This is a genomic window from Anabaena sp. UHCC 0399, assembly GCF_034931465.1.
In the GTDB taxonomy this organism is placed as follows: Bacteria; Cyanobacteriota; Cyanobacteriia; order Cyanobacteriales; family Nostocaceae; genus Trichormus; species Trichormus minutissimus.
The window spans coordinates 113,778-125,951 of the sequence record NZ_JAYGGZ010000003.1 but is presented as its reverse complement, the minus strand read 5'-3'; the positions used below and the strand labels follow the sequence as shown (position 1 = coordinate 125,951).

Below are 12,174 nucleotides of genomic sequence, written 5' to 3'. Positions count from 1 at the left end.
GGCGTAGCTGGGCAATTCTGCGATCGCCTAGATTGAAGATAATCTACACTCAAAGAAAGACCGATTATTCGCAACTGCTGTTATGTCTTCAACTTTAGACTCCTTACCGCCTGCTCTAGCTAAAATTGTCCAGCGTTTTCAACGGGCGACAGATCCAAAACGACGCTATGAACAACTCATCTGGTATGCTCAAAAAATGCCAGCGTTTCCAGAAGCTGATAAAGTCCCAGAAAATAAAGTCCCTGGTTGCGTTTCCCAAGTATATGTAACTGCAACTTTGCATGATGGTAAGGTGACATATCAGGGGGATTCTGATTCACAATTGACGAAAGGATTACTCGCCCTATTAATTGAAGGCTTAAACGAACTAGCACCTACCGCAATTGTGGAACTCACACCAGATTTTATCCAAGCGACTGGTTTAAATGTCAGCCTTACCCCTTCTCGCGCTAATGGGTTTTATAACATTTTTAAAACTATGCAAAAAAAAGCGTTGGAATGTAAGTTAGACCTGCCAAACTAAAAGTATTGTGACAACTACCCAATATTTAGTGCGATGTCTACCAGTTTATTATCAACCTATGACCCTACTGGATTTGGTGGAGTAGTTCAAGAATATGTCTGGCAATGGGAAAATCAACCATTGCGCGTTGTTTATGAAACTCTTGGCAATGGTTCACCTCTATTACTATTGCCAGCTTTTAGCAGCGTATCCACCCGTCAAGAAATGGCTGGATTGGCTAGGCTACTAGCTCCTCATTTTCAAGTAGTGGCTTTGGACTGGCCTGGTTTTGGGCAATCTTCTCGCCCTAGTATAGATTACCGACCAGAGATTTATCAGCAATTTCTGGGGGATTTTGTTCAGGCTGTTTTTTCTACTCCTATAACTGTTATAGCAGCTGGTCATGCTGCTGGTTATGTGTTGCAACTAGCGCACAAACAGCTAGATACTTTCTCAAAAATTGTCTTGATTGCACCGACTTGGCGCGGCCCTTTACCAACAATGGGGGCAAATCCAATTTTAGCTGGTGTAGTTAGGGGATTAGTGCGATCGCCTATTGTCGGTCAAATTCTCTACAAACTCAACACTACTCCTTCTTTCTTAAGGTTTATGTATCGTCGCCATGTGTTTGTCGATACAACAAAACTTACACCCAGTTTCATGGAAAAGAAATGGCAATCCACCCAAAAACCTGGTGCTAGGTTTGCTTCTGCCGCTTTTGTAACTGGTAATATTGACGCAGTACGCAATCAATCCGATTTTCTAGCACTTGTACAGTCCTTATCTCTTCCCCTCATGGTAGTGATTGCAGAATCGAGTCCACCGAAATCACGCGCCGAAATGGAAGCTGTCGCTGCACTCCCAGGGGTTAGAAGTGTTGTACTTCCTGGTTCTTTGGGAATGCACGAGGAATACCCAGCAGAGATTTTTACAGCCATTGAGGATTTTTTACATCATTAAAGGTTTGTAGTAAGGGCTTTAGCCCTTTTTTAAGGACTAAAGCCCTTACTAAGAACTCAATCACAAGTATTTCACATCGCAAAATACATAGTTAGTTTGATTTCTTCCCAACGACTTACTAATTCAAAGTTTTTACAGTGCGTTTCTTCAGATGAGAAATAGACAAAGCTAATAAACCAGCGAATCCTAAAGCAATAGTAGTAGAAGGTTCTGGTACTTTTTCTACTCTGAAATCAAAGCTAAATGTACCAGACTCTAAATAGTTATTACTACTTAAATCCACCAGCTTAAATGTTGCTGAGTAAGTACCTGGTGTTGCTGTTTTCTGAGTCCAAAAAGTAGGGGTGAAGGAAAAATCGTCACCACCACCGAGGGTATAAATATCACCAAGAGAATTGAGGATATTTTCACCCGCCTCATTCGCAATATTCAATCCACTACTAATTTCCAATAACTGTAGACCAATTGTTGCACCCGTCAGAGGCGACTGCCAACGACCACCAGAACTATTAAATAAATACTGGTCGTCTTCTTCTAAAGCACCTGCTAAAGATGTTATGGATTGGATGTTTAGATTGCTATATTCTTCATGGGTGTCAGAGCTAATCAAGCGACCAGAATAAATCCCTGTACCCGGTAATAATTTTAGTGGTGGAATACCCGTATAAGTCTCAGGGATTCTGTTATTAGCACTGGTTGAATTAATACTTGGGCTATCTACAGCACCTAAGTAGCTATAAGTCCCCACTATAAATGAAAATGATTACTCGCAGGGTTTGCTTCCCGGTGTGCAGATAAGAAGGTCAAACGGTTGTAGTTCGGGTTATCTAATCCTGCATATGTCCCGCTTAAAAGAATCTGTAACCCATCTAAGCCAATGTAATATTCAGTGTCATCATGAGCTTGTGCAGGTGCAATAGCTGTAGATACAACTAATGGCGCAACAGCCAAAAAGCCCACAGCAATATAAGCTTGCTTGTGCCAAAAGCTAGTGTATTTTGAAACCACTAGGGTTCTCCCTGAAAGTATAATTTTTACCAACGATAATGATTATCATGCTCTTTATGGGTTTGTCAATGAAGAATTTGTTAAAAATAGAAGTCTTCAATCCTGGTGAATTGTGAATATTTATAACTAAGTACAGATGCCAAAAACAGCAAATAGTGTAGATTGCAGCTTGCATTAATGGCAAATTCACACAAAAATATAAAAGGATTTATGATGGGTGATAATAATTATCCATAAGGTGAGATAAGAGGTTTTAAAAGTATGGTTGCTGACGTAATGATAAATTCAGTTCCCGTGACTGTTTTGACCGGCTATTTAGGAGCAGGTAAAACAACTCTACTTAATCACATCCTCACCTACGAACACGGCAAAAAAGTGGCTGTGATTGTTAATGAATTTGGGGAAGTCGGCATTGATAATCAATTAGTAATTGATGCCGATGAAGAAATATTTGAGATGAACAATGGCTGTATTTGTTGTACCGTCAGAGGGGATTTAATTCGCATCATTAACAATTTGATGAAGCGACGCGATAAGTTTGACCATTTAGTTATAGAAACTACTGGGTTAGCCGACCCTGCACCAGTAATTCAGACATTCTTTGTAGATGAAGATATGCAAAGCCAACTGGCTTTAGATGCTGTAGTGACAGTGGTTGATGCCAAGCATATTTGGCAGCACTGGGATGCAGATGAAGCTCAAGAACAGATTGCCTTTGCCGATGTAATTTTACTTAATAAAACAGATTTAGTAACCCCAGCAGAATTAGATGAATTAGAAAAACGGATTCGATCGATGAATGCGATGGCGAAAATTTATCGCACCCAAAATTCAGAATTAGCAATGGATGCTTTATTAGGTGTGAATGCGTTTGATTTAGATCGCGCGTTAGAAATAGATCCCAATTTTTTGGGTGAAGATACCCACGAACATGATGATAGTATTTTTTCTGTAGCTTTGGTAGATTCAGGGGAACTGGATGGGCAGAAATTAAATGCTTGGCTTTCAGAATTATTGCGTACCCAAGGCCCAGATATCTTTCGGATGAAAGGCATATTAAATATTGCTGGGGAGGATAATAGATTTGTCTTCCAAGGTGTGCATATGATATTGGATGGCAGACCTGATAGACCCTGGAAAGCTAGCGAGAAACGGAAAAACGAATTGGTTTTCATCGGTCGCAATCTCGATGAAGCCCAATTGAAACAAGATTTTCTTGCTTGTATGGCAGCTGAGTAGTGAGTGCTGAGTGCTGAGTAGGGAGTAAAGAGCGTGAAATTAATTATTAGTATTCCTCTCTGCTCCCCTGCTTCCCCTACTCCTCTGCTTTCTAATCCCCAGTCCCCAGCTTTTCAATGAGTGGATTTGCAATTTTGGATTTAGATTATTCAATCCAAAATCTAAAATACGTCTTGAAAAGTTTCCTACGGCGGGAAACCCGCCTACAGAACTTTCCGCAAAATCTAAAATTCCTAGTCCCCAATCCCTAGCACTATGAACCTCACAACTAGCAAATCAAAAGAATTTGAAGAACACTATTCCGGGACACTCGCAGAGTATGTAACTGCGATCGCCTGGTCGCCATTAGGTGATACTCTAGCTGCAACCTCGGCGGCTGGGGAAGTGGTACTGTGGCAAGATGGTGAATTAACAACTTTGCAAAGTGGTGAAGGTCAATCAGTAGATTGTGTAGCTTTCTCCAGGGATGGTCAATTTTTAGCCGTTGGGGGACAGGATGGACGGGTGAAAATTTGGCAGGGACAGGAATTAATTACCACCTTAGAAAATGCCCCTGCTTGGGTGGATAAGCTGGCTTGGAATCATGTTAATAACCAGTTGGCTTTTAGTTTAGGGCGTTACGTCCAAGTTTGGGATGCTGATAATCGTGAGGTGGTTGTCACCCTGAATTTTTCCGACTCCTCCGCATTGAGTATTGATTGGCGGATTGATGGGGAATATCTCGCCATTGGTGGAAACCAAGGAGTTAAAATTTGGCACTCTCAAAACTGGGAAGAAGAACCATATCTTCTCAGTATGCCAACTGTTAGCGTCGCTATGGGTTGGTCAACTGATGGCAAATTTCTCGCCTCCGGTAACATGGATCGCAGTGTCACTGTTTTGGAATGGAACAATCCCGACCCTTGGGTGATGCGTGGCTTCCCTGGTAAGATTCGTCAATTGGCTTGGTCAGAAATTAATACTAAAATAGGTGCGCCATTGTTAGCTACTTCCAGTGTGGAAGGGATTGTGGTCTGGGAAAAGCTAGAGGATGAGAACTTGGGTTGGGAAGCGCGGGTTTTGACTAATCATGTGGGTGTGATTAATGCGATCGCTTTTGCACCTCAAAGTTCTCTGTTAGCTTCGGCGGCTACAGATGGCTGGTTGTGTTTGTGGAACAAAGCCCAGCAAGTATCCCAAATCCTCACAGGCGTTGCTGATGGCTTTTCTACCTTAGCTTGGCATCCTCAAGGTAAATTATTAGCCGCAGGTGGTGACAAAGGGGAAATCCTCATTTGGTCAAAAGTATTACGCGGTCAAGGCTTTGGGCGTAGTTAAGTCCTAGACAGTTACTAATGTTGAAGCTCATCAATAAAATTGGCTATGCTGTATCAACAGCAGTCTTTAATATTTGCAGTATGAACCTAGTCAAACTGTTTTTGCTTGCCTTTCCTGTGATTCTGTCATCTATACTAGTGGCAGCCAAACCAGCCAATGCTAGTGTCAAATCCATATCTACCACCCCAATACTGACACTAGAACATATTCAACCATTTTCAGAAATAGCAATCCCACATTTGACTCAAACATCTAATCCTATAACCGAACAACTAGGTTGTAATTGTGCTAATTGCCTTCAGTCTAAATTTCAACTTTTACAAGGTAAATTGCCATCTATAGATTTTTAATCCCGTTAAAAATTATAAATATCATTTTAGGCACAGCATTTCTGTGCCTTTACTGTGTATGTTTATTTAATTCTTTGATCAAAAAACTAGTAGTAAATAAATAATTGCTACTCATGAAAATTAGCTGTTTTACACATTCAGCATGGTTAAAATATGTCAAAAAAACTACTAAACAATATTTGCTTACGACTTGGATTTTTCTTTTTAACAGTTGGATTTTTCGGCTGTGGAAATCAAGCTATAAATACATCCTTCACTCAGACTTCTACCACAGTCGATGAAAATCTTCCTAAAGTTGTAGTTACTACCAGTGTACTTTGTGACTTAGCCAAACAAATTGCAGAAAATACAATTAATCTTACCTGTATAATTCCTCCTAATACAAATGCCCAAGATTATCAACCAAAACCAGAAGACCTGACAGCGATTGAAGAAGCAAAATTAATTTTTTATAATGGTTATAATCTAGAGCCAGCATTAACTAAAATAATTACAGCGACAAAAACTCCAACTACTAAAATAGCTGTTAATCAAGTTGCACTTCCTAAAGCACGACAATTTCAGGTAAATGGTCGCCCAGTCATTAATCCTTATATTTGGCATCATCCCCAGAATGCAATCAAAATGGTGGAAGTCATTAATAACAACTTAAAGAAATTATCCCCCAGAGATGCAGATATTTATCAAGAGAATACCAAACGAATCATAATTGAACTCACACAGATAGATAGTTGGATCAAATCAAGAATTGCGAGTATTCCTAAAGATAAACTGAAAGTTGTCACAACCAATAATGCCATAGATTATTACACCAAAGCTTATGGTATTCCTTCAGCCAGTTTTGGCAATGAAGAACAAGCTACAAATCAACGTGTCAAAAATTTGGTGCAATACATCCAAAAGTCGAAAGTACCAACAATTTTTCTAGAAACAACAGTTAATCCTGAGTTAATGGAGTCTGTAGCAGCAGAAGCAAATGTTAAATTATCAGAAAGACAACTATATACGAAGGGGCTAGGAGAACCGGGAAGTGATGCAGATACCTATCAAAAGATGATGTTTGCCAATACACGCACCATTGTAGAAGGTTTAGGCGGAACATACTTAATTTTTCCACCCAGAATTCAACAGTCACAACCTTAGATTTTTATGCTTGCTAAGATTTCGAGAGTGTTTTCCATATCAATGCTTTTTTTTCTATCTCCTTGATAAACCCATCTTTTCCATCCATGTATCCATTAATATCATTCGGATATTGTTTGGCTAACTGACATTTTAATTCACTATATCTCTGTGCAGTTTCAGGATGAGCAATCATATAATCCCGAAATGCTAAGTGTCGTTTTACTTCGAGTGAAGCAACCTCAAAAGTATGAACATGATGGGTTCTTGTACCAGTCACATCATCTTTGCGGAAGTAACGACGGCCTGGTATGCCAAATTCACCCATGACTTCGTAACTTAATGCTGTCATAGCCGAACAAAGTTCGTCTACCTTGCTAATATCATTTACCTCAACCAAAATATCAATAATGGGCTTGGCATAGATATGAGGAATCGCAGTGCTGCCAATATGGTGAATAGTCACTAAATTGTTAGCGAAAACTGGTGCAATCAGCTTTGTTTCATCCTCAAATTTGCTACGCCAAATAAGATTGTGGGGTAAAACTTCTACTTTCATGAAAATTTTTACAACTTTATCATTTACTTCATTTTTCCATAAAAGAGTTAAGCAATTTTAGGATGAGGAAGAACAACACTTGGCTTGATAATCGCTGGGACAATTTTTTCACTAGCCATTCTCGCACCTGATAAATTTCGTGCTGTCGGCCTTATCTGTAAAGCTGCTAACCCTCTCATCAAAAATAATTCACAACCAGGCCAACGCAGACAAGTATCTAAAATAGGTAAGCCGTTGATTACAGGAATCGGGTACGCATTTAAAACTTCTTGTAATAATGGTTCAGCCTGAACATCAAATTTACTACCAGTGGAAAGCCAAATACGATCGCACTCATATTCACTATCATCATTGCATTTTACCTGCCAATGATTATCTAACCATTGAGCAGCAACAATTTGGCAATATTCATCTATTCTCCCATGACCAGCACGCACCAATCGCCGTAATTGCATAGCCATTGCTGGTGTTACAGAACCGCCATTCCGCGCTTGCTGAATCATTTGCGATCGCTGTTGATAATCTGACTCAGCCAAAAATGCCTTTAAGTATTTTGACCCTAACCAACCAGGTTCAGCGTCAAATAATTTGGCTTGCAACTGTCGCCGAATCATCAATTGGACTTTTGCACCGCGAGTCATCGCACCAACGGCTAAATGTCCACTGGTTAAACCACCACCGACAATTAAGACTCTTTCACCTGCTAAATGTAATTGTCGTAAATCTACTTGTTGGGAGTGACAGAGTTTATCTTGGGGATATGCTGATGCTATGTGATTTACCCAGTCGGGAATCTGAAGTTGACTGTTGTTGGTAGCTAATATAACCCGCTTGGCAAGAATTGATTCACCATCTTGCAACCACAAACGAAAACCCTGATGTAAGGGTTCAAGACGTGTTACTTTGGCAGGCACAACTAAATCTTGTATATCCCAACGATGAATCACATCATTACATAAGTCTTCAAACAGCCGAGTCCCTGGTAAGTCGTAGGGGGGAAATAATTCTTGGGAACGAGATTCGGCAAATTTTCGTAAAGCGAAGGGTTTGGGGTCGGGATGATGTACCGCAGGCGATCGCAAATGTGGTATATCTAAAGCTGCAAACTGCTGCTCCCATCGACTCAGCCATCTGCCACTAGGGTCAAATACCAAAAACCTACCCTTCATTTTTGACCGTTTTTGTAGCAAATGGGTAATAAATGTTAACGAATGAGGGCCAGCACCAATAATTGCCAAGTCAATTTTGCTGGGTAACTGTGGTGGAGTCGTTTCCATTGCCGAGTTTGTGAGATATAACGATAATCGTTATCATTGTATCTTCACATCTACTCAACTGCTATTTCTAACTAATTGACCCAATCGTTTTAACACACTTAAAACTGAATACAATTCATTTCCTGGATTAAAGATATAAAACAAGCGAGACAAAGCATATTTAGGCGTTTCTTGCTTAATCAATTTAACGAAAAGGAAACTACTGCCATTGCATATTAGCCCATATATTGGTTGATCAGAGTTAGATAACGCCAGCATATAAGCTAAAAGTTGAGGTTTTCCGACTTCCACAGAAAAAGCTGCTTGTTTGGATTCTATAACTATTACTACTAGCTGTTCAAACAAAACTAAAACATCAATCTGTCCTTTAACAGTAACGTCTTCATTTTTAGCAGAAATTTCTACAGATTTTTCCGATTTGACGTGAAATGGAGAGAGATAAAAGTCTGCTAAATCCAACAGAGGAGATAACACCACCATTTTGACGGTGTTTTCTAGTAAGGGAGGGTACTTGAGCAAATTAGAATAACTGGCTTTAACTCGGTCAAGTTGTTGTTTTTCAACACTGGTAATTTCTGGTAGTTTATCTTGCCATTCTAGGAAAAATTGCTCATACTCAATAAATTGGAGTCCAAATTTTGTCTCTAATTCCAGTAGGGTAATGTCTTTTGGCTGGATTGTTTGAACCATAATCTGAGGACAGGGAACTATACTATCCTGATATTGACAGATTTTTGTGTCTTGCGTTCTCCTTTGCTCCTAATCTATGGGTTCTGCTTTCCTCATTAGGGTAAGATTTGGATTAACTTGTAATCTTGTATTGATCCGATTACCCGGTGTGGTGGGGATATTTGAGAAGATGGTTGTTTGTAAACCCAAGCATAGCTAGAGGGTGGTACTTGGGCAATTGTTTCTACTTTTTGACCGTGAAGAGGAGTATAAAACCTGAGTAGCACAGCATTTTTACCACCTAATTGCACAAAATATATGGGATAGGTTTGTAAAATAGAAGCGATCGCAGGTTTTTGGAAAAAAGTCCTGTAAGCAGGGTTATAATCGCCCAATAAACCAAAGCCACTAGCAACCGCTAAACCTAACCAGCAGGGAATTAACCAACCAGCTATCCAATAACCAGCCGTGAGAAACTTGCAGCCCAAGTGGTAACGACTGATCCAGACTACTGGCACAATTAACCAACTTAAACCCAGAATTAAACCGAGAGTTGAATATTTGCGATCGCCCCAGGCAAATGCAACTATGGATGCGAGTACCAATAAAAGACCGAGTAAGCCACAAGCATAACTGAGAGTCCGGGGAATATTTCCCTTTTGCAATAGAGGTTTTCGATTGACATATCCTAACTGATAAATTCTCCCCAACCAATCTAAACCTATCGCTGCGAATAAGGCAATAAAAGGATAAAGAGTGAGACTGTAGTGAGATAAACGAGTGGAAAAAATACTCAATTGGGCAAATAAAACAACAGGAAAACCAACGAGTATAAGTTGATAGTTACGAATAGGGCGACGGATAACTAAAAATAAGCCCAAAATACTAAAAAATGCCCAAGGAAAGGTGTTTATAGGGATATTCCAAAAGTAGAATATGATGCTATTCCCAGCACGCTCTTGAGAACCTAACTCTAAAACAAAACCAAATAGAGCCGCAAAACTATTATTACCGTAACGTTGCCAATTAAACCAGAACCAAACTAATGTCGGGATTAAACCTACAATTAAACCTAGATACAAAAATGGGTTAGCTAAATGACGATGACGGCGATTTTCAATAATTAAATAGGGGAATAAAGCTACTGTTGGGAGAAAAATCATGAAGCTTCTCATTAAGAAGCCTAAGCTTAAACTTAACCCAGCAATCAAACCCCAAATATATCTATATTTAGGATATATTTCTGCTTGGATAAAAGCGTAAATAGCTAAAAGCACCAAAAAAACAGTTGGGATATCAGGAGTGCCTAAGCGACAGTATTGTAACCAGAGAAATGTCACACTTAAAATAGCAGCAGCTAGCCAAGCTAATTTTTGACTCAGCATAATTTTGCCAATTTCGTATGTTAACAATAGGCAAAAAATTCCCAATATCATGTTAGGTAATCTGGTGCTAAATTCACTGATTCCTAATAATTTGTAAAATCCGCCAATTAACCAATATGGCCCAGGGGTTTTATGATGAGCATTACCCCAGGGTGCGATCCAGTCATCAGCATCAAACATCTGACGGGCGCGCCAAGCATAAAGCCCCTCATCATGTGCCATAACGCTGTTTTCCCCAGAACTGAAGAGTAATAAGGGGATTGTCCAAACCAGCAAGCTAACGTAAGGGAATGTCGCGGATAGGCTGATTTGTCGCCAAATAGGCTTTAAAAAAGGTAGTTTATACAACATTGGATGCTGCGTAGATGCGAGGATTTATCTGGATTTTATTAAAATGAATTCAATAGTGCTTGTTCAAAAGAATACCTGAAGTTGCACCAATTTCCCGAAAAAATTTGCCCAAATAGATTTCTATGTTGTTAAAACCAGATCAACGCCTCAAATTAGACGATACAAACGATAAACTGTTTTATGCCTATCCCCGCTTTGTCACCCATGTCGATGAAGGTTTTATTCAACAGCTAACAGATTTATATAGAGAAAGACTCAAACCCAACACCCGCATCTTAGATATGATGAGCAGTTGGGTGTCCCATCTACCAGATGAGATGCAATTTACCCATGTTGAGGGACACGGACTCAACGCCGAAGAATTAGGACGGAATCCTCGGTTAAATCACTACTTTGTCCAGAATCTTAACGACAATCCGGCTTTACCCCTACCAGATCAAGATTTTGATGCTGTGATTAATTGCGTTTCCGTACAATACTTACAATATCCAGAAGCCATATTTGCCGAAATTCACCGCATCCTGAAACCTGGTGGGGTGGCAATTTTTAGCTTTTCTAATCGGATGTTCTTTCAAAAGGCGATTCAAGCTTGGCGGGATGCTTCCGAAGTAGGGCGAGTAGAACTAGTCAAAGGCTACTTTGCTTCCGTACCCGGATTCACCACGCCGGAAATCATTGTGCGTCAATCTACAGCACCCAATTTATTGCAGTGGTTAGGGGTGACTGGGGGAGATCCGTTTTATGCGGCGATCGCTTACCGAGAGAAATAATCCATTCTTAGATTAAGACGCGATGAATCGCATCTCTACAATAGTTATCAAAAAGTAAAGTTTCTGAGTGGAAACTCAAAGCAGCGCAGATAATTGCCTCAAAGCTCAAGTATATGGAGAACCTAGAGATGATTTTTCCTCGTGGACGTAGGGTTTTAGCTGCTGTGTTGCTGTCAGTTGTTTTACTGACTACAGCTTGTACAGCCCAAGCACCAAGCCGCTTTGATCAGGTACAACAAGAAAGTAGTAAACAAAAAAGCGGGCAAGCTGTTGCTAAAAAGGCGACTCAGGGAAGTGAATTTAACAAATTCTTCCCCGCCGAAGCAGCTGGTTATCAGCGTGTATTTACCCAAGAGAAAAAAGGCTTTGCTGAAGCCAAATTGAAAAAAGACGGCAAAGACTTAGCGATGTTATCTATTTCTGACACCACAAGCACACCAGGTGCAGCCGCTAAATTCTCGAACAGCAGCAAAGAAATTGGTGGTTATCCGTCGGTATTGGTAGGTAATACGCAAACTGCGGTTTTAGTAGGTAAATATCAGGTAAAAGTATTGTCTCGTTCACCATCATTTACCGCCAGCGATCGCGCTGATTGGGTAGAAAAATTTAATCTTGACGGACTCGCCAAACTCAAATAGTCTGCACCCATGCAATTAGACATAAAA

General features: G+C 40.1%; 14 protein-coding genes. 8 read left to right on the top strand and 6 right to left on the bottom strand.

Features of this window, described 5'->3' with window-relative positions; genetic code table 11:
- The first annotated feature begins 82 nt into the window (after positions 1-82).
- Together VB693_RS02440 and VB693_RS02435 are read left to right on the top strand one after the other, a co-directional pair.
- Positions 83-523 carry a SufE family protein gene (locus VB693_RS02440; RefSeq protein WP_190700440.1) on the top strand — a complete coding sequence of 147 codons (441 nt, stop codon included), beginning with the start codon at positions 83-85 and terminating at the stop codon, positions 521-523.
- A 33-nt stretch (positions 524-556) separates the two neighbouring features.
- Entirely contained in the window at positions 557-1,462 is a 906-nt protein-coding gene (locus VB693_RS02435; RefSeq protein WP_323264908.1) for an alpha/beta hydrolase, read from the top strand.
- A 118-nt stretch (positions 1,463-1,580) separates the two neighbouring features.
- Here VB693_RS02435 and VB693_RS02430 read toward each other — a convergent pair whose 3' ends face one another.
- On the bottom strand, positions 1,581-2,210 hold the full coding sequence (locus VB693_RS02430) for an all3515 family Zur-repressed PEP-CTERM protein (protein ID WP_323264907.1): 630 nt from the start codon (positions 2,208-2,210) through the stop codon (positions 1,581-1,583).
- Complete coding sequence (locus tag VB693_RS02425) at positions 2,210-2,470, bottom strand: hypothetical protein (protein ID WP_323264906.1); 261 nt, start codon at positions 2,468-2,470, stop codon at positions 2,210-2,212. The genes VB693_RS02430 and VB693_RS02425 overlap by 1 nt, the downstream gene beginning before the upstream one ends.
- A 261-nt stretch (positions 2,471-2,731) precedes the next feature.
- On the opposite strand from VB693_RS02425, the gene VB693_RS02420 reads away from it, so the two are divergent.
- The 4 genes from VB693_RS02420 (at position 2,732) to VB693_RS02405 (ending at position 6,519) form a co-directional block, all read left to right on the top strand.
- Positions 2,732-3,709 carry a GTP-binding protein gene (locus VB693_RS02420; protein ID WP_323264905.1) on the top strand — a complete coding sequence of 326 codons (978 nt, stop codon included), beginning with the start codon at positions 2,732-2,734 and terminating at the stop codon, positions 3,707-3,709.
- A 255-nt stretch (positions 3,710-3,964) separates the two neighbouring features.
- Positions 3,965-5,026 (top strand): hypothetical protein, encoded by a 1,062-nt coding sequence (locus tag VB693_RS02415; RefSeq protein WP_323264904.1) that lies wholly within the window; start codon positions 3,965-3,967, stop codon positions 5,024-5,026.
- A gap of 17 nt (positions 5,027-5,043) precedes the next feature.
- Positions 5,044-5,376, top strand: coding sequence for a hypothetical protein (locus VB693_RS02410; RefSeq protein ID WP_323264903.1), 333 nt, complete (start codon positions 5,044-5,046; stop codon positions 5,374-5,376).
- A gap of 153 nt (positions 5,377-5,529) precedes the next feature.
- Positions 5,530-6,519, top strand: a complete 990-nt coding sequence (locus VB693_RS02405) for a metal ABC transporter solute-binding protein, Zn/Mn family (RefSeq protein ID WP_323264902.1) — start codon at positions 5,530-5,532, stop codon at positions 6,517-6,519.
- Positions 6,520-6,532: 13 nt separating this feature from the next.
- On the opposite strand, the gene VB693_RS02400 is transcribed toward VB693_RS02405, so the two are convergent.
- The 4 genes from VB693_RS02400 to VB693_RS02385 form a co-directional block, all read right to left on the bottom strand.
- Positions 6,533-7,057 (bottom strand): GrpB family protein, encoded by a 525-nt coding sequence (locus tag VB693_RS02400; RefSeq protein WP_323264901.1) that lies wholly within the window; start codon positions 7,055-7,057, stop codon positions 6,533-6,535.
- A gap of 47 nt (positions 7,058-7,104) precedes the next feature.
- Entirely contained in the window at positions 7,105-8,334 is a 1,230-nt protein-coding gene (locus VB693_RS02395) for an FAD/NAD(P)-binding protein (protein ID WP_323264900.1), read from the bottom strand.
- 54 nt (positions 8,335-8,388) lie between these two features.
- Positions 8,389-9,024 (bottom strand): restriction endonuclease subunit R, encoded by a 636-nt coding sequence (locus VB693_RS02390; RefSeq protein ID WP_323264899.1) that lies wholly within the window; start codon positions 9,022-9,024, stop codon positions 8,389-8,391.
- Positions 9,025-9,119: 95 nt separating this feature from the next.
- Complete coding sequence (locus VB693_RS02385; protein WP_323264898.1) at positions 9,120-10,739, bottom strand: glycosyltransferase family 39 protein; 1,620 nt, start codon at positions 10,737-10,739, stop codon at positions 9,120-9,122.
- Positions 10,740-10,861: 122 nt separating this feature from the next.
- On the opposite strand from VB693_RS02385, the gene VB693_RS02380 reads away from it, so the two are divergent.
- Together VB693_RS02380 and VB693_RS02375 are read left to right on the top strand one after the other, a co-directional pair.
- The gene (locus tag VB693_RS02380; protein WP_323264897.1) at positions 10,862-11,509 is read left to right on the top strand and encodes a class I SAM-dependent methyltransferase; all 648 of its coding nucleotides are present in this window, start codon (positions 10,862-10,864) and stop codon (positions 11,507-11,509) included.
- 128 nt (positions 11,510-11,637) lie between these two features.
- Positions 11,638-12,147, top strand: coding sequence for a hypothetical protein (locus VB693_RS02375; RefSeq protein WP_190700787.1), 510 nt, complete (start codon positions 11,638-11,640; stop codon positions 12,145-12,147).
- The last annotated feature ends 27 nt before the right edge of the window (positions 12,148-12,174 follow it).